At 57.8% G+C, this 20,949-nt stretch carries 21 protein-coding genes; all 21 read left to right on the top strand.

Annotation, left to right across the window (positions count from 1 at the left end):
• The first annotated feature begins 467 nt into the window (after positions 1-467).
• The 21 genes from rpmH to glmS all read left to right on the top strand — a co-directional run bounded on the left by rpmH (position 468) and on the right by glmS (position 20,760).
• Positions 468-602 (top strand): 50S ribosomal protein L34, encoded by a 135-nt coding sequence (rpmH, locus tag BLL38_RS22650; RefSeq protein WP_003213577.1) that lies wholly within the window; start codon positions 468-470, stop codon positions 600-602.
• A gap of 16 nt (positions 603-618) precedes the next feature.
• Entirely contained in the window at positions 619-1,023 is a 405-nt protein-coding gene (gene rnpA / locus BLL38_RS22655) for a ribonuclease P protein component (protein ID WP_207303162.1), read from the top strand.
• Positions 1,016-1,261, top strand: a complete 246-nt coding sequence (gene yidD / locus BLL38_RS22660; protein ID WP_010465488.1) for a membrane protein insertion efficiency factor YidD — start codon at positions 1,016-1,018, stop codon at positions 1,259-1,261. Before rnpA ends, yidD begins: the two co-directional genes overlap by 8 nt.
• Positions 1,262-1,263: 2 nt before the next feature.
• Positions 1,264-2,946 carry a membrane protein insertase YidC gene (gene yidC, locus BLL38_RS22665; protein ID WP_076964399.1) on the top strand — a complete coding sequence of 561 codons (1,683 nt, stop codon included), beginning with the start codon at positions 1,264-1,266 and terminating at the stop codon, positions 2,944-2,946.
• Positions 2,947-3,025: 79 nt separating this feature from the next.
• Positions 3,026-4,396 (top strand): tRNA uridine-5-carboxymethylaminomethyl(34) synthesis GTPase MnmE, encoded by a 1,371-nt coding sequence (gene mnmE, locus BLL38_RS22670; protein ID WP_076964400.1) that lies wholly within the window; start codon positions 3,026-3,028, stop codon positions 4,394-4,396.
• Positions 4,397-4,947: 551 nt separating this feature from the next.
• A complete protein-coding gene (mnmG, locus tag BLL38_RS22675) occupies positions 4,948-6,840 on the top strand; it encodes a tRNA uridine-5-carboxymethylaminomethyl(34) synthesis enzyme MnmG (protein WP_076964410.1) in 1,893 nt (630 codons plus the stop codon).
• Entirely contained in the window at positions 6,837-7,481 is a 645-nt protein-coding gene (gene rsmG / locus BLL38_RS22680) for a 16S rRNA (guanine(527)-N(7))-methyltransferase RsmG (RefSeq protein WP_076964401.1), read from the top strand. Before mnmG ends, rsmG begins: the two co-directional genes overlap by 4 nt.
• 18 nt (positions 7,482-7,499) lie before the next feature.
• Complete coding sequence (locus BLL38_RS22685) at positions 7,500-8,297, top strand: ParA family protein (RefSeq protein ID WP_076964402.1); 798 nt, start codon at positions 7,500-7,502, stop codon at positions 8,295-8,297.
• 9 nt (positions 8,298-8,306) lie between these two features.
• Positions 8,307-9,179: a ParB/RepB/Spo0J family partition protein gene (locus BLL38_RS22690; RefSeq protein ID WP_076964403.1), complete on the top strand. Its 873-nt coding sequence runs from the start codon at positions 8,307-8,309 to the stop codon at positions 9,177-9,179.
• Positions 9,180-9,327: 148 nt separating this feature from the next.
• Positions 9,328-9,735 carry a F0F1 ATP synthase subunit I gene (locus BLL38_RS22695; RefSeq protein ID WP_010565865.1) on the top strand — a complete coding sequence of 136 codons (408 nt, stop codon included), beginning with the start codon at positions 9,328-9,330 and terminating at the stop codon, positions 9,733-9,735.
• A gap of 16 nt (positions 9,736-9,751) precedes the next feature.
• Entirely contained in the window at positions 9,752-10,621 is an 870-nt protein-coding gene (gene atpB, locus BLL38_RS22700) for a F0F1 ATP synthase subunit A (protein WP_017736231.1), read from the top strand.
• 133 nt (positions 10,622-10,754) lie between these two features.
• Complete coding sequence (atpE, locus tag BLL38_RS22705; RefSeq protein ID WP_002555987.1) at positions 10,755-11,012, top strand: F0F1 ATP synthase subunit C; 258 nt, start codon at positions 10,755-10,757, stop codon at positions 11,010-11,012.
• A gap of 56 nt (positions 11,013-11,068) precedes the next feature.
• A complete protein-coding gene (locus BLL38_RS22710; protein WP_008439543.1) occupies positions 11,069-11,539 on the top strand; it encodes a F0F1 ATP synthase subunit B in 471 nt (156 codons plus the stop codon).
• 12 nt (positions 11,540-11,551) lie between these two features.
• Positions 11,552-12,088, top strand: a complete 537-nt coding sequence (locus BLL38_RS22715) for a F0F1 ATP synthase subunit delta (RefSeq protein ID WP_057439298.1) — start codon at positions 11,552-11,554, stop codon at positions 12,086-12,088.
• Between the two features lie 21 nt (positions 12,089-12,109).
• Entirely contained in the window at positions 12,110-13,654 is a 1,545-nt protein-coding gene (gene atpA, locus BLL38_RS22720) for a F0F1 ATP synthase subunit alpha (protein WP_029290137.1), read from the top strand.
• Between the two features lie 50 nt (positions 13,655-13,704).
• Positions 13,705-14,565: a F0F1 ATP synthase subunit gamma gene (gene atpG, locus BLL38_RS22725; RefSeq protein ID WP_029290134.1), complete on the top strand. Its 861-nt coding sequence runs from the start codon at positions 13,705-13,707 to the stop codon at positions 14,563-14,565.
• 27 nt (positions 14,566-14,592) lie between these two features.
• Positions 14,593-15,969: a F0F1 ATP synthase subunit beta gene (gene atpD, locus BLL38_RS22730; RefSeq protein WP_015886645.1), complete on the top strand. Its 1,377-nt coding sequence runs from the start codon at positions 14,593-14,595 to the stop codon at positions 15,967-15,969.
• A gap of 44 nt (positions 15,970-16,013) precedes the next feature.
• Complete coding sequence (locus tag BLL38_RS22735; protein ID WP_057439300.1) at positions 16,014-16,430, top strand: F0F1 ATP synthase subunit epsilon; 417 nt, start codon at positions 16,014-16,016, stop codon at positions 16,428-16,430.
• 123 nt (positions 16,431-16,553) lie between these two features.
• On the top strand, positions 16,554-17,921 hold the full coding sequence (gene glmU, locus BLL38_RS22740) for a bifunctional UDP-N-acetylglucosamine diphosphorylase/glucosamine-1-phosphate N-acetyltransferase GlmU (RefSeq protein WP_076964404.1): 1,368 nt from the start codon (positions 16,554-16,556) through the stop codon (positions 17,919-17,921).
• Positions 17,922-18,149: 228 nt separating this feature from the next.
• A complete protein-coding gene (locus BLL38_RS22745; RefSeq protein WP_076964405.1) occupies positions 18,150-18,917 on the top strand; it encodes a DeoR/GlpR family DNA-binding transcription regulator in 768 nt (255 codons plus the stop codon).
• A 10-nt stretch (positions 18,918-18,927) separates the two neighbouring features.
• Positions 18,928-20,760, top strand: coding sequence for a glutamine--fructose-6-phosphate transaminase (isomerizing) (gene glmS / locus BLL38_RS22750; protein ID WP_076964406.1), 1,833 nt, complete (start codon positions 18,928-18,930; stop codon positions 20,758-20,760).
• Positions 20,761-20,949 lie beyond the last annotated feature (189 nt).

Here is a 20,949-nt window from a genome sequence, read left to right on the forward strand (position 1 = left end):
AAAAAAGGCGACAAATGGTCTGTGCATAAGCTCTGTGGATAAGCGCCCCTAAGCTCGTTGTACAAGTGGGGTCGAAAGTCTGTGGGTAACTAGCCTGTGGATAAGTAGCCATTCCACACACAGCTTATCCGATAGCACAGCACAGGCAGAGCACCGTTTCTCCCCCGTGTTGTCATTCTCTGTACAGCACGTGGAATATGGCCTTAAGGCAGTTATCCACAGATGATCGCGTCCCTAGCTTTTATAAGCTTTACAGAAAAGCTTTAAATAACTTCCTTCTTTATTTTTATATCTATGGCATTGCTCGTCAAAGTCGAACCGCCTGGAATCGGTCCCGATGCCTTCAGATATCTAATTGAAGGAATAGCTGGTTGGAAATTGACCTAGAGGCTTGCTTTCTCTAGAATCCCCGGTCTCTTAAAACGGGGGCCATTCCGGCCCGTTGTGGACGAACCAGGTAACACGCCATGAAACGTACTTTCCAACCAAGCACCATCAAACGCGCCCGTACCCACGGTTTCCGTGCTCGCATGGCTACCAAGAACGGCCGTGCTGTCCTGTCGCGTCGCCGCGCCAAAGGTCGTGCGCGTCTGGCAGTTTGATAATCCGGTACTGGTGGTGAGTCAGGACTTCAGTCGGGAAAAGCGTCTGCTAACCCCCCGGCATTTCAAGGCAGTCTTTGACTCCCCCACCGGCAAGGTTCCGGGGAAAAGTCTCCTGCTCCTTGCGCGTAACAACGATCTGGATCACCCCCGTCTCGGGTTGGTGATCGGCAAGAAGAGCGTAAAGCTCTCCGTTGAGCGCAATCGCCTCAAGCGTCTGATGCGCGAATCGTTTCGCCTCCACCAGGACACTCTGGTTGGTTGGGATATTGTTATCGTCGCGCGCAAAGGCTTGGGGGACGTAGAAAACCCCGAATTGATTCAGCATTTCGGCAAGCTCTGGAAACGTTTGGCTCGCACCAGCAAGCCGACCCCAGCAGTCAGCCCCGAAACTGTAGGGGTAGACAGCACTGATGCGTAAACTGGCCCTCGTTCCGATCCAGTTTTACCGCTATGCCATTAGTCCGCTGATGGCCAGCCACTGTCGTTTCTACCCCAGTTGTTCCTGCTACGCGTATGAAGCCATAGAAAATCATGGCCTTCTGCGCGGTGGCTGGCTGACCTTTCGTCGTTTAGGTCGCTGTCATCCGTGGAATCCCGGTGGTTATGACCCGGTTCCGCCTATCCCTACCTCCCGTTCTTCTTCGATGGCCGAGTAATCATGGATATTAAACGCACGATCCTGATCGTCGCCCTGGCAATCGTGTCCTACGTTATGGTTCTGAAATGGAACCAGGACTATGGCCAGGCTGCCCTGCCGACTCAGAATGTTGCTACCAATCAGTCTGCTCCTGCTATTGCAGATGCACCGTTGGGTAACAATGCTTCCGCCAGTGCCGATGTACCCAGCGCGAATGCCGATACCAGCACCCCTGTAGATAACGCGGTCATCACCAATAAAGACCTCATCCACGTCAAGACGGATGTGCTGGACCTGGCGATCGATCCACAGGGCGGCGATATCGCCCAGTTGAAATTGCCACTGTATCCACGTCGCCAAGACCACCCGGATGTTCCTTTCCAGTTGTTCGATAACGGTGGCGAGCGTGTTTATCTGGCGCAAAGCGGCCTGACTGGCACTGATGGTCCTGATGCTCGTGCTACCGGTCGTCCGGTTTATTCGACCGAACAGAAGACTTATCAACTGGCTGATGGCCAGAACCAGTTGAACGTCGACCTGAAATTCAGTCACGACGGCATCAATTACATCAAGCGCTTCAGCTTCACCCGCGGTTTGTACGATCTGAAAGTCACGTACCTGATCGACAACACCAGCGAAAAGGCCTGGACCGGCAACCTGTTTGCCCAGCTCAAGCGTGATGGCAGTTCCGATCCGTCTTCCAGCACTGCCACCGGCACCGCGACTTACCTGGGCGCCGCCCTGTGGACAAGTAGCGAGCCGTACAAAAAAGTGTCGATGAAAGATATCGACAAGGCCGCGCTGAAAGAAACAGTGCAAGGTGGTTGGGTAGCCTGGCTGCAACACTACTTTGTAACCGCGTGGATCCCGAACAAGGGCGAAGCCAACCTGGTCCAGACCCGCAAGGACAACCAGGGCAACTACATCATTGGTTTCACTGGCCCGGCGTTGACCGTTGCGCCAGGCGCCAAGGCTGAAACCAGTGCCACCTTGTATGCCGGTCCGAAAAGCCAGGCCGTACTCAAGGAGTTATCCCCAGGTCTGGAACTGACTGTGGATTACGGCATCCTGTGGTTCATTGCCCAGCCAATCTTCTGGTTGCTGCAACATATCCACAGCATCGTCGGTAACTGGGGCTGGTCGATCATCTTCCTGACCATGCTGATCAAAGGGATTTTCTTCCCGCTGTCGGCCGCCAGCTACAAGTCGATGGCCCGTATGCGCGCCGTTGCGCCGAAACTGGCTGCACTCAAAGAGCAACATGGCGACGACCGGCAGAAAATGTCGCAAGCCATGATGGAGCTGTACAAGAAAGAGAAGATCAACCCGCTGGGTGGATGCTTGCCGATTCTGGTACAGATGCCGGTGTTCCTGTCGCTGTACTGGGTACTCCTGGAAAGCGTGGAAATGCGCCAGGCGCCGTTCATGCTGTGGATAACTGACCTGTCGATCAAGGACCCGTTCTTTATCCTGCCGATCATCATGGGCGCAACCATGTTCATCCAGCAGCGCCTGAACCCGACTCCTCCGGATCCGATGCAGGCCAAGGTAATGAAAATGATGCCTATCATCTTCACCTTCTTCTTCCTGTGGTTCCCGGCTGGTCTGGTTCTGTACTGGGTGGTCAACAACGTGTTGTCGATCTCTCAACAGTGGTACATCACACGTAAGATCGAAGCGGCTGCCAAAAAAGCCGAGGCGTAACTTACTCTGTGGATAACCACTCAAGACGCCCCCTCGTGGGGCGTTTTGCATTCTGTCACTTTTGTCTGGGAAACCGCTGATGAGCGCTCCTCGTGAAACCATCGCCGCCGTCGCCACCGCTCAAGGCCGGGGCGGTGTCGGTATCGTTCGTATTTCCGGGCCGCTTGCCGGCATGGCCGCCCAAGCGATCAGTGGGCGTGAGCTCAAGCCCCGGTATGCGCATTACGGGCCTTTTTTCGGCGAGGAGCTTGAGGTACTGGATGAGGGCCTGGCCCTGTATTTCCCGGGCCCGAACTCATTCACCGGTGAAGATGTGCTGGAACTGCAGGGCCATGGCGGGCCTATCGTCCTGGATATGCTGCTGCAGCGCTGCCTGCAACTGGGTTGCCGCCTTGCCCGGCCGGGTGAATTCAGCGAGCGCGCATTTCTCAACGACAAGCTCGACCTGGCCCAGGCCGAAGCCATCGCTGACCTGATCGAGGCCAGTTCTGCACAGGCGGCGCGCAATGCCTTGCGTTCGTTGCAGGGGGCGTTTTCCCTGCGTGTGCATAACCTCACCGAGCAATTGATCAGTTTGCGCATCTATGTCGAGGCGGCGATTGATTTCCCGGAAGAAGAAATCGACTTTCTTGCCGATGGCCATGTCCTGGCCATGCTCGATAAGGTGCGGGACGAGTTATCCACAGTTTTGAAGGAGGCCGGGCAGGGCGCATTGCTGCGTGATGGCATGACCGTGGTGATTGCCGGCCGGCCCAACGCCGGCAAGTCCAGCTTGCTCAACGCCCTGGCGGGGCGTGAAGCGGCGATTGTCACCGAGATTGCCGGCACCACCCGGGATATCCTGCGCGAACATATCCACATTGATGGCATGCCGCTGCATGTGGTCGATACCGCGGGGTTGCGTGATACCGATGACCAGGTGGAAAAGATTGGTGTGGAGCGGGCGCTCAAGGCTATCAGTGAGGCTGATCGTGTCTTGCTGGTGGTAGACGCGACGGCGCCTGAGGCCCTGGATCCTTTTGCCCTGTGGCCGGAGTTTCTTGAGCAGCGGCCAGACCCGGCCAAGGTCACGCTGATTCGCAACAAGGCAGACCTGACCGGTGAAGCCATCGCCCTGGAAGTCAGTGACGATGGCCATGTCACCATCAGCCTCAGCGCCAAGTCTGCCGGCGATGGCCTGGAGCTGCTGCGCGACCATCTCAAGGCCTGCATGGGCTACGAACAGACCTCGGAAAGCAGCTTCAGTGCTCGCCGTCGCCACCTTGAGGCACTGCGCCATGCCAGTGCCGCCCTTGAGCACGGCCGTGCGCAGTTGACCCTGGCAGGGGCAGGAGAGCTTCTGGCCGAGGATTTGCGCCAGGCACAGCAGCTTCTGGGGGAGATTACCGGGGCATTCAGTTCCGATGATCTGCTGGGTAGGATCTTTTCCAGTTTCTGTATCGGTAAATAACCCTTCGTTGTTCACAGACAGGCCATTGGTGCCTGTCTGTTTTGTCCGTTTCAGGACACTCCCACGTATTTTCTAACAATAACCTCGCCCCGAGGTGGCCTTGCCGTGGGCGAATTTTGCCGGGGTTGATGCGTTTCTGTGGATTAAGCCCTGTGAATAACCGCCCCTGTGCCCAGTTGATAACAGGGCTTGAAACCTGAGTAAAAACCCCTCTGTGGATAACCACCTGTTTAATCCACAGGCTTAAAGCACTTATCCAAGGGCCTCCCGACCACCTAACCACAGACTTTTGATTCTCTGTACATAAAGTAAATAAAGGCCTGTAGCAATCTATCCACAGAAAGTAGGCTCAGTAGAAATAAACATAAAAACAAAGATTTAATAAATTTCTCTCTTTTAATTTCTATTGTCTGTGATTCATCCACAGCTGGTTAAATTTTGTGCAAAGGGTTCTTTAGGAAGGGCTAAGTCCCTATACTTGCCGCCATAGCTCCAAAACCCTTTCAACAAACAATTCCTGATTACCTACATAAGCAGGCACGAGGTGCGTGGTGGATTTCCCTTCCCGTTTTGAAGTGATCGTCATCGGCGGCGGTCATGCCGGTACCGAGGCAGCACTGGCGTCAGCCCGCATGGGGGTCAAAACCCTGTTGCTGACGCACAACGTGGAAACCCTCGGTGCCATGAGTTGCAACCCCGCCATCGGTGGGATCGGCAAGAGCCATCTGGTCAAGGAAATCGACGCCCTTGGCGGTGTGATGGCCATGGCTACCGACAAGGGTGGTATTCAATTTCGCGTGCTCAACAGCCGCAAAGGCCCGGCCGTGCGGGCTACCCGGGCACAAGCCGACCGCATTTTGTACAAGGCAGCGGTACGCGAAACCCTGGAAAACCAACCCAACCTGTGGATATTTCAACAGGCAGCGGATGACCTGATCGTCGAACAGGACCAGGTGCGTGGTGTGGTCACGCAAATGGGCCTGCGTTTCTTCGCAGAATCCGTGGTGTTGACCACCGGTACCTTCCTCGGTGGACTTATCCACATCGGGATGCAGAACTATTCCGGTGGTCGCGCCGGTGATCCGCCGTCGATTGCCCTGGCTCATCGCCTGCGCGAGCTGCCGCTGCGTGTCGGCCGCCTGAAAACCGGGACCCCACCGCGTATCGACGGGCGTTCTGTGGATTTCTCGGTGATGACCGAGCAAGCCGGGGATACGCCGATCCCGGTAATGTCGTTCATGGGTTCCAAGGAGCAACACCCCAAGCAGGTGAGTTGCTGGATTACCCACACCAATGCGCGTACCCACGAAATCATCGCCGCCAACCTCGATCGTTCGCCGATGTATTCCGGGGTAATCGAGGGCATCGGCCCGCGTTATTGCCCGTCGATCGAAGACAAGATCCACCGCTTTGCCGACAAGGAAAGCCACCAGGTCTTTATCGAGCCGGAAGGTTTGACGACCCACGAGCTGTACCCGAACGGGATTTCCACTTCCCTGCCGTTCGATGTGCAAATCCAGATCGTGCAGTCGATTCGCGGCATGGAAAACGCGCATATCGTGCGCCCTGGCTACGCCATCGAGTACGACTACTTCGACCCACGGGACTTGAAATACAGCCTGGAAACCAAAGTGATCGGCGGTCTGTTTTTCGCTGGGCAAATCAACGGCACCACCGGTTACGAAGAAGCCGGCGCCCAGGGTTTGCTGGCCGGGACCAACGCCGCATTGCGCGCCCAGGGCAAAGACAGCTGGTGCCCGCGTCGCGATGAAGCGTATATCGGGGTGTTGGTTGATGACCTGATTACCCTGGGTACCCAGGAACCGTACCGGATGTTCACTTCCCGGGCCGAATATCGACTGATTCTGCGCGAAGACAACGCCGACCTGCGTCTGACCGAAAAAGGTCGCGAACTGGGCCTGGTCGATGACGCACGTTGGGAAGCATTCTGCAAAAAACGCGAAAGCATCGAACTGGAAGAGCAGCGCCTGAAAAGTACCTGGGTACGCCCGGGCACCGAGCAGGGCGATGCCATTGCCGAAAAGTTCGGTACGCCGCTGACCCACGAGTACAACCTGTTGAACCTGCTGTCCCGCCCGGAAATCGACTACGCTGGTCTGGTCTCGGTAACCGGCGGCGGCGCAGAAGATCCACAGGTGGCCGAGCAGGTCGAAATCAAGACCAAATATGCCGGTTACATTGACCGCCAGCAGGACGAGATCGCTCGACTGCGCGCCAGTGAAGACACCAAGCTGCCGGCGGATATCGATTACACCGGGATTTCCGGGCTGTCGAAAGAGATTCAAAGCAAGCTGGGGATAACTCGTCCCGAGACCCTGGGGCAGGCTTCCCGTATCCCGGGCGTCACCCCGGCAGCCATTTCGCTGTTGATGATTCATTTGAAAAAACGCGGCGCGGGCCGTCAGTTGGAGCAAAGCGCTTGAGTTCGTTGGTCACCTCGCAACACGCCGAAGAGTTATCCACAGGGGCACGCCAGTTGGGCGTGGACCTGACCGCAGCCCAGCACGAATTGCTGCTGGGCTACCTGGCCCTGTTGATCAAATGGAACAAGGCCTACAACCTCACGGCGGTGCGCGATCCCGATGAAATGGTCTCGCGCCACCTGCTCGACAGCTTGAGCGTGATGCCATTTATCGAAAATGGCCGCTGGCTGGACGTCGGCAGTGGCGGTGGTATGCCTGGCATCCCGCTGGCCATCCTGTTTCCCGAGTCGCAAGTGACCTGCCTGGACAGCAACGGCAAAAAAACCCGCTTCCTGACCCAGGTCAAACTCGAACTCAAGCTGGACAACCTGCAAGTTATCCACAGCCGCGTCGAAGCCTTCACGCCTGAACGGCCCTTCAACGGAATTGTTTCCAGGGCCTTCAGCAGCATGGAGAACTTCAGCAACTGGACCCGCCACCTGGGCGACCTGAACACCCGTTGGCTGGCAATGAAGGGCGTTCATCCAAGCGACGAGCTGTTAGCATTGCCGGCAGACTTCCACCTCGATAGCGAACACGCCTTGGCCGTACCCGGTTGCCAAGGCCAACGCCATCTGCTGATACTGCGCCGCACGGCATGATTGGGAACACAAGCAAGAATGGCTAAGGTATTCGCGATAGCGAACCAGAAAGGTGGCGTGGGCAAAACCACCACCTGCATCAACCTCGCAGCATCCCTGGTCGCTACCAAGCGTCGGGTGCTGTTGATCGATCTCGATCCACAGGGCAACGCCACCATGGGTAGCGGTGTGGATAAACACGGCCTGGAAAACTCGGTCTACGACTTGCTGATAGGCGAGTGCGACCTGGCCCAGGCCATGCACTATTCCGAACACGGCGGTTATCAACTGCTGCCGGCCAACCGCGATTTGACCGCGGCGGAAGTGGTGCTGCTGGAAATGCAGATGAAAGAAAGCCGTCTGCGCAGCGCCCTGGCGCCGATCCGCGAGAATTACGATTACATTCTGATCGACTGCCCGCCGTCGCTGTCGATGCTGACGCTCAACGCGTTGGTCGCCGCCGATGGGGTGATTATCCCCATGCAGTGCGAGTACTTCGCCCTCGAAGGCTTGAGCGACCTTGTGGATAACATCAAGCGTATCGCCGAGTTGCTCAACCCGAACCTGAAAATCGAAGGCCTGCTGCGGACCATGTATGACCCGCGCCTGAGCCTGATGAACGATGTGTCGGCGCAGCTCAAGGAACACTTTGGCGAGCAGCTCTACGACACCGTGATCCCGCGTAACATCCGCCTGGCCGAAGCGCCAAGCTATGGCATGCCCGCGCTGGCGTACGACAAGTCATCGCGCGGTGCCATTGCCTACCTGGCGCTGGCCGGCGAGATGGTTCGTCGCCAACGCCGTCATTCACGCACCGCTGCAGCCCAGCCAACTTAAGGAATCCCCATGGCCGTCAAGAAACGAGGTCTCGGACGTGGACTGGATGCACTGCTGAGTGGTCCGACTGTCACTTCGCTGGAAGAACAGGCGGTGCAGGCCGACTCCCGTGAGCTGCAACACTTGCCCCTGGACCTGATCCAGCGTGGCAAGTACCAGCCGCGCCGGGACATGGACCCGCATGCGCTGGAGGAGTTGGCGAACTCGATCAAGGCCCAGGGCGTGATGCAGCCGATTGTCGTACGCCCCATTGGTGGCGGCCGGTTTGAAATCATCGCCGGCGAACGCCGCTGGCGCGCCAGCCAGCAGGCTGGCCAGGAAACCATCCCGGCGATGGTGCGCGATGTGCCGGATGAAACGGCCATCGCCATGGCGCTGATCGAGAATATCCAGCGCGAAGACCTCAATCCCATCGAGGAAGCCATTGCCCTGCAGCGCTTGCAGCAGGAATTCAAGCTGACCCAGCAAGAAGTGGCCGACGCGGTGGGCAAATCCCGTGTCACGGTTTCCAACCTGCTGCGCCTGATCGCGCTGCCGGAAGTGATCAAGACCATGCTGTCCCACGGCGACCTGGAAATGGGTCATGCCCGTGCTTTGCTCGGTTTGCCGGAAAATCAACAGGTTGAAGGGGCGCGACACGTTGTCGCACGAGGTCTCACCGTTCGTCAGACCGAGGCCCTGGTGCGCCAGTGGCTCAGTGGTAAACCTGCGCCGGTCGAAACCACCAAGACTGATCCGGATATTGCGCGCCTGGAGCAGCGCCTGGCCGAGCGGCTGGGCTCTGCGGTACAGATTCGCCACGGCAAGAAGGGCAAAGGGCAATTGGTTATCGGATATAACTCCCTCGATGAGCTTCAGGGCGTTCTTTCCCATATCCGCTGAAACATTTGCTTATGTAGCGCGCAGTCGGAAATCACTACCTGGCAGTTGAATAGGGGCTGAACCGCCCCTATACTCTGCGCGCATTTTGTCGGCACAAATTATGCCAAGTTATTGATTTCCGGCAGCCGACCATTGAGGAGCAAGAGTGATGGAAACCCGCACGCCAAACACGTTGCCGTTCCATCGCTTGGCTGTTTTTCCGGTTTTATTGGCCCAATTTGTCATTTTGCTGATCGCTGCATTGGCGCTTTGGTACTGGCATGGGGTCGTAGCCGGATATTCAGGACTCTGCGGAGGCCTGATAGCCTTGCTGCCCAATATGTATTTTGCTCACAGGGCCTTTCGGTTTTCCGGCGCCCGGGCAGCCCAGGCTATCGTCCGGTCCTTTTATGCCGGCGAGGCAGGGAAACTGATTTTGACGGCAGTGCTGTTTGCACTGACCTTTGCAGGTGTGAAGCCATTGGCGCCGCTGGCTGTATTTGGCGTCTTCGTGTTGACCCAACTGGTCAGCTGGTTCGCTCCCCTGCTAATGAAAACAAGACTTTCGAAACCTTAGGGCGTTTGAGGCAACCATGGCAGAAACAACCGCTTCGGGCTATATCCAGCACCACTTGCAGAACCTGACCTTCGGTCAGCTTCCCAACGGCGGCTGGGGCTTTGCCCACTCCGCAGCAGAGGCCAAAGAAATGGGCTTCTGGGCTTTCCACCTGGATACTCTGGGCTGGTCGGTCGCATTGGGTCTGATCTTCGTCCTGATTTTCCGCATGGCGGCCAAGAAGGCGACTTCCGGTCAGCCAGGTGCCTTGCAGAACTTCGTTGAAGTATTGGTCGAATTCGTCGATGGCAGCGTGAAAGACAGCTTCCATGGCCGTAGCCCGGTAATTGCACCGCTGGCACTGACCATCTTCGTCTGGGTGTTCCTGATGAACGCCGTCGACCTGATTCCGGTGGACTGGATTCCTCAGTTGGCCATGGCGATCTCCGGCGACCCGCACATCCCGTTCCGCGCGGTATCGACCACTGACCCGAACGCGACCCTGGGCATGGCCCTGTCGGTGTTCGCGCTGATCATTTTCTACAGCATCAAGATCAAGGGCATCGGCGGCTTCATCGGCGAACTGACCCTGCATCCGTTCGGCAGCAAGAACATCTTCGTTCAAGCCCTGCTGATCCCGGTGAACTTCCTGCTGGAATTCGTCACCCTGATCGCCAAGCCAATTTCCCTGGCCCTGCGACTGTTCGGCAACATGTATGCCGGCGAGCTGGTGTTCATCCTGATCGCTGTGATGTTCGGCAGCGGCCTGCTCTGGCTTAGCGGCCTGGGCATTGTTCTGCAGTGGGCGTGGGCTGTGTTCCACATCCTGATCATCACCCTGCAGGCGTTTATCTTCATGATGCTGACCATCGTCTACCTGTCGATGGCGCACGAAGAGAACCATTAAGACCAGTCTCGACTAGTCTGATGTCCTTCCCGGTGAAACGGGAAGGTGGCCCCCAAGGGCTATGAAACGATTTGTTTTACCGCTTTAAAATCTAAAAAACCTAAACCATACGACGTAAAAGTCGGGAGGAAAGATGGAAACTGTAGTTGGTCTAACCGCTATCGCTGTTGCACTGTTGATCGGCCTGGGCGCCCTGGGTACTGCCATTGGTTTCGGCCTGTTGGGCGGCAAGTTCCTGGAAGGCGCAGCGCGTCAGCCAGAAATGGTTCCAATGCTGCAAGTTAAAATGTTCATCGTTGCCGGCCTGCTCGACGCCGTGACCATGATCGGTGTTGGTATCGCTCTGTTCTTCACCTTCGCGAACCCCTTCGTTGGTCAACTCGCCGGTTAATCACTCGTTTTTTCGAGTGATTGGTGTGTTGTGCAACGAACGAGCGAGGTATTGGCGTGAACATTAATGCAACCATTATTGGTCAGTCCTTAGCGTTCTTGATTTTTGTTGTTTTCTGCATGAAGTTCGTATGGCCTCCGGTCATCGCGGCTTTGCACGAACGTCAGAAGAAGATCGCGGATGGACTGGACGCTGCCGCACGAGCAGCTCGCGACCTGGAGTTGGCCCAAGATAAAGCGGGTCAGCAACTGCGCGAAGCGAAGGCTCAGGCAGCTGAAATCATTGAGCAAGCCAAGAAACGCGGTAACCAGATTGTTGAAGAGGCTGTTGAAAAAGCCCGTATCGACGCTGACCGTGTGAAGGTTCAGGCTCAGGCCGAGATCGAACAGGAACTCAATGGTGTCAAAGATGCGCTGCGTGCCCAACTGGGTGCTCTGGCCGTCGGCGGTGCTGAGAAGATCCTGGGTGCCACAATCGATCAAAACGCGCACGCGGAGCTGGTAAACAAACTGGCTGCTGAAATTTAAGCGAGGGCGATCATGGCAGAATTGACCACGTTGGCCCGACCTTACGCTAAGGCAGCCTTCGAGCACGCCCAGGCCCACCAGCAGCTGGCCTCTTGGTCAGCCATGCTCGGCCTGGCTGCAGCAGTGTCGCAAGACGACACCATGCAGCGCGTGCTCAAGGCCCCGCGACTGACGAGCGCAGACAAGGCCGCCACGTTTATTGACGTGTGCGGCGACAAGTTTGATGTGAAAGTGCAGAACTTCATCCACGTCGTTGCCGAAAACGACCGTCTCCCGCTTTTGCCGGAGATTGCCGCTCTGTTCGACCTGTACAAGGCCGAGCAAGAGAAGTCGGTAGACGTTGAAGTGACCAGTGCTTTTGCATTGAACCAAGAACAGCAAGACAAACTCGCCAAGGTTCTCAGTGCACGACTCGACCGGGAAGTGCGCCTGCAAGTTGCGGAAGACCCATCCCTTATTGGGGGTGTTGTCATTCGCGCCGGCGACCTGGTTATCGATGGCTCGATTCGCGGCAAACTCGCGAATCTTGCCGAAGCATTGAAATCTTGAGTTTGAAGGGGCAGCAGAGCAATGCAGCAACTCAATCCTTCCGAAATAAGTGAAATTATCAAGGGCCGCATCGACAAGCTCGATGTGACCTCCCAAGCCCGTAACGAAGGCACTGTCGTCAGCGTATCTGACGGCATCGTGCGGATTCACGGTCTGGCCGACGTAATGTACGGCGAGATGATCGAGTTTCCGGGCGGCGTCTACGGTATGGCCCTTAACCTGGAGCAAGACTCCGTAGGTGCCGTTGTATTGGGCGCGTACACCAGTCTGGCTGAAGGCATGAGCGCCAAGTGCACAGGCCGCATCCTCGAAGTTCCGGTGGGTAAGGAACTGCTGGGCCGCGTTGTCGACGCACTGGGTAACCCTGTTGACGGTAAAGGTCCACTGGGCAACACCGAGACCGACGCGGTCGAGAAAGTTGCTCCAGGCGTGATCTGGCGTAAGTCGGTAGACCAGCCTGTACAGACTGGCTACAAGGCTGTCGATGCCATGATCCCAGTCGGCCGTGGCCAGCGTGAGCTGATCATCGGTGACCGTCAGATCGGTAAGACCGCTCTGGCGATCGACGCGATCATCAACCAGAAAGACAGCGGCATTTTCTGCGTCTACGTCGCGATCGGTCAGAAACAATCGACCATCGCCAACGTGGTTCGCAAGCTGGAAGAAAACGGCGCCCTGGCCAACACGATCATCGTGGCGGCCAGTGCTTCGGAATCTCCTGCGCTGCAATTCCTGGCACCGTACTCCGGTTGCACCATGGGTGAATTCTTCCGCGACCGCGGTGAAGACGCGCTGATCGTTTATGACGATCTGTCCAAGCAAGCAGTGGCTTACCGCCAGATTTCCCTGCTGCTGCGCCGTCCACCAGGCCGTGAAGCCTACCCAGGCGACGTGTTCTATCTCCACTCCCGTCTGCTGGAGCGCGCATCCCGCGTTTCCGAAGAGTACGTAGAGAAGTTCACCAACGGCGCAGTAACCGGCAAAACCGGTTCCCTGACCGCACTGCCGATCATCGAAACCCAGGCTGGCGACGTTTCTGCGTTCGTTCCGACCAACGTGATTTCCATCACCGACGGTCAGATCTTCCTGGAATCGGCCATGTTCAACTCCGGGATCCGTCCTGCTGTGAACGCCGGTGTTTCGGTATCCCGTGTGGGTGGTGCCGCTCAGACCAAGATCATCAAGAAGCTTTCCGGTGGTATCCGTACCGCTCTGGCTCAGTACCGTGAACTGGCGGCATTCGCCCAGTTCGCTTCTGACCTGGACGAAGCGACCCGTAAGCAACTTGAGCATGGTCAGCGCGTTACCGAGCTGATGAAGCAGAAGCAATACGCGCCAATGTCGATCGCTGACATGTCGCTGTCGCTGTATGCCGCTGAGCGTGGGTTCCTGACTGACGTCGAAATCGCCAAGGTCGGCAGCTTTGAACAAGCGCTGATTGCTTACTTCAACCGAGATCATGCCGATTTGATGGCCAAGATCAACGTGAAGGGTGACTTCAATGACGAAATCGACGCTGGCCTGAAGGCCGGTATCGAGAAGTTCAAGGCCACCCAAACCTGGTAAGCCGCAGCGGGAGCCGCAAGGCTCCCGCTTGCTAACCTGATAGGTGTTACATGGCAGGCGCAAAAGAGATTCGCAGTAAGATTGCGAGCATCAAAAGCACGCAAAAAATTACCAGCGCCATGGAGAAAGTGGCGGTCAGCAAAATGCGCAAGGCACAAATGCGCATGTCGGCTAGCCGTCCTTATGCGGAGCGTATCCGCCAGGTAATTGGGCATCTGGCCAACGCCAACCCGGAATACCGCCACCCGTTCATGATCGAACGCGCCGTCAAGCGTGTAGGTTATGTGGTAGTGAGCAGTGACCGTGGTTTGTGCGGTGGTTTGAATACCAACCTGTTCAAGGCCCTGGTCAAGGACATGGCGGTAAACCGCGAAAACGGCGTCGAGATTGATCTGTGTGTTGTTGGTAGCAAGGGTGCGGCCTTTTTCCGCAACTTCGGCGGTAACGTCGTTGCAGCTATCAGCCACCTGGGTGAAGAGCCGTCGATCAATGACTTGATCGGCAGTGTGAAGGTGATGCTGGATGCGTACCTGGAAGGCCGGATTGACCGCCTGTCTGTGGTATCCAACAAGTTCATCAACACCATGACCCAGCAGCCAACCGTGGAGCAATTGATTCCACTGGTGGCGACCCCGGATCAGGAACTCAAGCACCACTGGGACTACCTCTACGAACCAGACGCCAAAGAGCTGCTAGACGGCTTGATGGTGCGCTACGTGGAGTCGCAGGTGTACCAGGCGGTGGTCGAGAACAACGCAGCTGAACAAGCGGCGCGGATGATCGCGATGAAAAACGCTACCGACAACGCCGGTGATCTGATCAGCGATTTGCAGCTGATCTACAACAAGGCGCGTCAGGCTGCGATCACCCAAGAGATCTCGGAAATCGTCGGCGGCGCTGCCGCGGTTTAACGGTTCAAATATTCAGAGGATCCAGCTATGAGTAGCGGACGTATCGTTCAAATCATCGGCGCCGTTATCGACGTGGAATTCCCACGCGACAGCGTACCGAGCATCTACAACGCGCTGAAAGTACAAGGCGCGGAAACTACTCTGGAAGTTCAGCAGCAGCTGGGCGACGGCGTAGTTCGTACCATTGCGATGGGTTCCACCGAAGGCTTGAAGCGCGGTCTGGACGTTGTCGACACTGGCGCTGCCATTTCCGTACCGGTCGGTAAAGCGACCCTGGGCCGGATCATGGACGTACTGGGCAACCCGATTGACGAAGCTGGCCCGATCGATACCGAAGAGCGCTGGGGCATTCACCGTCCAGCACCTTCGTTCGCCGAGCAAGCGGGCGGCAACGACCTGCTGGAAACCGGCATCAAGGTTATCGACCTGGTTTGCCCGTTCGCCAAGGGCGGTAAAGTCGGTCTGTTCGGTGGTGCCGGTGTAGGCAAGACCGTAAACATGATGGAACTGATCCGTAACATCGCCATCGAGCACAGCGGTTATTCCGTGTTCGCCGGTGTGGGTGAGCGTACCCGTGAGGGTAACGACTTCTACCACGAGATGAAGGACTCCAACGTTCTGGACAAAGTGGCACTGGTCTACGGTCAGATGAACGAGCCGCCGGGTAACCGTCTGCGCGTCGCACTGACTGGCCTGACCATGGCCGAGAAGTTCCGTGACGAAGGTAACGACGTTCTGCTGTTCGTCGACAACATCTACCGTTACACCTTGGCCGGTACTGAAGTATCCGCACTGCTGGGCCGTATGCCTTCGGCAGTAGGTTACCAGCCGACCCTGGCTGAAGAGATGGGCGTTCTGCAAGAACGTATCACTTCGACCAAGGAAGGTTCGATCACGTCGATCCAAGCGGTATACGTACCTGCGGATGACTTGACCGACCCGTCGCCTGCGACCACCTTCGCCCACTTGGACGCCACCGTCGTACTGTCCCGTGACATCGCTTCCCTGGGTATCTACCCAGCGGTCGATCCACTGGACTCGACTTCGCGCCAGCTGGACCCGAACGTGATCGGCCAGGAGCACTACGACACCGCTCGCGGCGTTCAGTACGTGCTGCAGCGCTACAAAGAGCTGAAGGACATCATTGCGATCCTGGGTATGGACGAGCTGTCGGAAACCGACAAGCAGTTGGTATCCCGCGCTCGTAAGATCCAGCGCTTCTTGTCGCAGCCGTTCTTCGTGGCTGAAGTCTTCACCGGTGCCTCGGGTAAATACGTTTCCCTGAAAGACACCATTGCTGGCTTCAAAGGCATCCTCAACGGTGACTACGACCACCTGCCAGAACAAGCGTTCTACATGGTCGGCGGCATCGAAGAAGCGATCGAGAAAGCCAAGAAACTGTAATCCAGGCGCCCGGCAACGGGCGCTCATCAGGTTGAGGCAATCAGATGGCTATGACAGTCCATTGCGATATCGTCAGCGCGGAAGGGGAAATCTTCTCCGGTCTGGTAGAGATGGTAATTGCACACGGCGAGTTGGGTGACCTGGGTATTGCCTTGGGCCACGCACCGCTGATCACCAGCTTGAAGCCCGGTCCGATTACTCTGACCAAGCAGGGCGGGGAAAAGGAGGTGTTCTACATCTCTGGCGGTTTCCTCGAAGTTCAGCCGAACATGGTCAAGGTTCTTGCCGACACCGTGCAACGTGCTGGCGACCTGGATGAAGCCTCCGCTCAGGAAGCCGTCAAGGCTGCCGAGAAGGCTCTGCACGAAAAAGGTGCGGACTTCGACTACAGCGCTGCTGCTGTACGTCTGGCCGAGGCTGCAGCCCAGCTGCGCACGCTCCAGCAGATCCGCAAGAAGTAAGCGGCCAAGCCGTCATGCTTCATGCGCGATTGATTAAAAAGGGTAGCCTCGGCTACCCTTTTTCTTTTTTTGCAAAACACTTCTTTGGTCTGAAGCCGGACCGCCCAGGATTGGTAGCCATTCATGTCTCTTGAAATCGTCATTCTCGCCGCTGGCCAGGGCACTCGCATGCGTTCTGCCCTGCCCAAGGTACTGCACCCGGTTGCGGGTAACTCCATGCTGGGCCATGTTATCCACAGCGCCCGGCAACTGGACCCACAGCGTATCCACGTAGTGATTGGCCATGGTGCCGATGCGGTGCGTGAGCGTCTGGCAGCCGCTGACTTGAATTTCGTATTGCAGGACAAGCAACTGGGTACCGGTCATGCCACCGCGCAAGCTGTGCCGTTCATCAAGGCCGACACCGTGCTGATCCTCTACGGGGATGTGCCGCTGATCGAAGTGCAAACCCTGCAGCGCCTGCTCAAGCACGTAGTGCCGGGCCAGATGGGCCTGCTCACCGTTGAACTGGACGACCCCACCGGTTATGGCCGCATCGTGCGCGATGCCGACGGCAAGGTCGCCGCCATCGTCGAGCATAAAGATGCCAGCGAGGCCCAGCGGGCGATAACCGAAGGCAATACCGGGATTCTCGCGGTGCCGGCGGCTCACCTGGCAGACTGGATGAGTCGCTTGTCGAATAACAATGTCCAGGGCGAGTACTACCTCACCGACGTCATCGAGATGGCCGTCAGCGACGGCCTGCTGGTCGCCACCGAGCAGCCCCACGACCCGATGGAAGTGCAGGGCGCCAACGACCGCAAGCAACTGTCGGAACTGGAGCGTCACTACCAGCTACGCGAAGGCCGCCGCCTGATGGCGCAGGGCGTGACACTGCGTGACCCGGCGCGTTTCGACGTACGCGGTGAGGTTACCGTGGGCCGCGACGTGCTGATCGATATCAACGTGATTCTCGAAGGCCGCGTAATTATCGAAGACGACGTGGTGATTGGCCCGAACTGCGTGATCAAGGACAGCACCCTGCGCAAAGGCGTGGTGGTCAAGGCCAACAGTCACTTAGAGGGCGCTGTGATGGGCGAGGGCAGCGATGCCGGGCCGTTCGCACGGTTGCGTCCTGGAAGCGTGCTTGAGGCCAAGGCCCATGTGGGTAACTTTGTTGAGCTGAAAAATGCCCACCTGGGCGAGGGCGCCAAGGCTGGTCACCTGACTTACCTGGGCGATGCCGTTATCGGTGCGCGCACCAACATCGGCGCCGGTACCATCACCTGCAACTACGATGGCGCCAACAAGCACCAGACCGTGCTGGGTGAAGATGTATTCATCGGCTCCAACAACTCGCTGGTTGCCCCAGTGAAAGTGGGCGATGGTGCCAGCACGGCTGCTGGCTCCACCATCAATCAGGATGTGGATAACTTGCAGCTGGGTGTGGCCCGGGCCCGCCAACGCAACATCGACGGCTGGAAACGCCCGGTCAAAATCAAAAAGACCTGAGTTATCCACAACCTCCCAGGCACCACCCATCCATGTGGGAGCTGGCTTGCCTGCGATAGCGATATTTCAGTCACGTTTTCATCGACTGATACACCGCTATCGCAGGCAATCCAGCTCCCACATTTTTTGATCGGGGCCTTAACAAAATTTCATTCGGCCGCTTGACGACTTCCCGCCAATAGGTTTTGATTACCTTCGTTATCTTTCGGAACGAAACTTATCATCACCATGTCGAAACGAAATACACCACAACGACGCCACAACATCCTCACCTTGCTCACCGAGCAGGGTGAAGTGAGCGTGGATGAATTGGCCAAGCGTTTCGAGACCTCCGAAGTGACCATCCGCAAGGACCTCGCCGCCCTGGAAAGCAACGGCTTGCTGCTGCGCCGCTACGGTGGCGCAATCACCATGCCCCAGGAGCTGGTGGGCGATCCTGCCCAGCCCATTTCCGTGCACAAGCGCGCCATTGCCCGGGCGGCGGTCAAACGCCTGCGTGAACATGCACGGATCATCATCGACAGCGGCAGCACCACCGCCGCGATGATCCCCGAACTGGGCCATCAGCCCGGCCTGGTGGTGATGACCAACTCCCTGCATGTGGCCAGTGCCCTGAGTGAACTGGAGCATGAGCCGGTGCTGTTGATGACCGGGGGCACCTGGGACCCGCATTCGGACTCGTTCCAGGGGCAGGTGGCCGAACAGGTGCTGCGCTCTTATGACTTCGACCAACTGTTCATCGGCGCCGACGGCATCGACCTGCAGCGCGGCACCACCACCTTCAATGAATTGCTGGGCCTGAGCCGCGTGATGGCCGAAGTTGCCCGTGAAGTGGTGGTGATGGTCGAGTCCGACAAGATTGGCCGCAAGATCCCCAACCTGGAACTGCCCTGGAGCAGCGTCCATACCCTTATTACTGATGATCGCCTGCCGCTTGAGGCCCGCGACCAGATTCAAGCCCGCGGCATTACGCTGATTTGCGCGGCAGTCATCTAGGAGAGAAACCATGTGTGGAATTGTAGGCGCAGTCGCTGAACGAAACGTTACCGCCATTTTGCTCGAAGGCCTAAAGCGCCTGGAATACCGTGGCTACGACAGTGCCGGCGTGGCGGTCTTCAGCAACGCGGGCAAGCTTGAGCGCATGCGTCGCCCAGGCAAGGTCAGCGAATTGGAACAGGCCCTGGCCGGTGAGCCCCTGGCGGGCCGCCTGGGCATCGCCCACACCCGCTGGGCGACCCACGGGGCACCGTGCGAGCGCAATGCCCACCCACACTTCTCCGGTGATATTGCGGTGGTGCACAACGGCATCATCGAAAACCACGAAGTGCTGCGCGAACAACTCAAGGGCCTGGGCTACGTCTTTACCTCGGACACCGACACTGAAGTTATCGCCCACCTGCTCAACCACAAGCTCAAGGACCACAGCGACCTGACCACCGCCCTCAAGGCCACGGTCAAGGAGCTGCATGGTGCCTACGGCCTGGCGGTGATCAGCGCCAGCCAACCGGACCGCGTGGTTGCCGCCCGCAGTGGCAGCCCGCTGGTGATCGGCCTGGGCCTGGGGGAAAACTTCCTCGCCTCCGACCAACTGGCCCTGCGCCAGGTCACCGACCGCTTCATGTACCTGGAAGAAGGCGATATCGCCGATATCCGCCGTGAAAGCGTGGCGATCTGGGACGTCAACGGCAACTCCGTCGAGCGCGAAGCGGTGCAGTACCGCGATGGTGCCGAAGCCGCCGACAAGGGCGAGTTCCGCCACTTCATGCTCAAGGAAATCCACGAGCAACCGGCCGTGGTACAGCGCACCCTGGAAGGTCGCCTTGGCGACAAGCAAGTACTGGTTAATGCGTTCGGTCCGCAAGCCGCCGAGCTGTTCGCCAAAGTGCGCAATGTGCAGATCGTCGCCTGTGGCACCAGCTACCACGCCGGCATGGTCGCGCGTTACTGGCTCGAAGAACTGGCCGGCATCCCGTGCCAGGTCGAAGTGGCCAGCGAGTTCCGCTACCGCAAGGTGGTAGTGCAGCCCGACACCCTGTTCGTCACCATCTCCCAGTCCGGCGAGACTGCCGACACCCTGGCTGCCCTGCGCAATGCCAAAGAATTGGGCTACCTGGCGAGCCTGGCGATCTGCAACGTGAGCATCAGCTCCCTGGTGCGTGAGTCCGACCTGACCCTGCTGACCCAGGCCGGTCGCGAAATCGGCGTAGCCTCCACCAAGGCCTTCACCACCCAATTGGTGGGGCTGCTGCTGCTGACCCTGTCCCTGGGCCAGGTGCGCGGCACATTGGCCGCAGGCGTGGAGGCCACCCTGGTCGAAGAACTGCGCCGCCTGCCCACCCGCCTGGGCGAAGCCCTGGCCATGGACAGCACCGTAGAGAAAGTCGCCGAGCTGTTTGCCGACAAGAACCACACCCTGTTCCTCGGCCGTGGCGCGCAATACCCAGTGGCGATGGAAGGCTCCCTGAAACTCAAGGAAATCTCCTATATCCACGCCGAAGCCTACCCGGCCGGTGAACTCAAGCACGGTCCATTGGCCTTGGTGGACGACGACATGCCCGTGGTCACCGTGGCGCCGAACAACGAACTGCTGGAGAAGCTCAAGTCCAACCTGCAGGAAGTACGTGCCCGTGGCGGCCAACTGATCGTGTTCGCCGACGAAAAGGCCGCCATGACCAACGGCGAAGGCACCCACGTCATCAACATGCCGCACATCCACGACACCCTGTCGCCGATCCTCTACACCATCCCGCTGCAGTTGCTGTCGTATTACGTGGCCGTGCTCAAGGGCACCGACGTTGACCAGCCGCGTAATTTGGCCAAGTCGGTGACGGTTGAGTAACGTCTACCGGTCATGAGAAAGGGCTGGCTTCTAACAATAAAGATTGACACTTAACAATAAAGATTGACACGCCGTAACATAGATTGACACAAGGCCGAAACCCCCGTATTTACGGGGGTTTCCATTTTTTGGCTGAGCCATCGGTCTAGATTCTCCGCTTCGCCACGCTCCGGGAGTAGGCTAAAGAGG

The organism is Pseudomonas gessardii (assembly GCF_001983165.1).
Lineage (GTDB): Bacteria > Pseudomonadota > Gammaproteobacteria > Pseudomonadales > Pseudomonadaceae > Aquipseudomonas > Aquipseudomonas gessardii.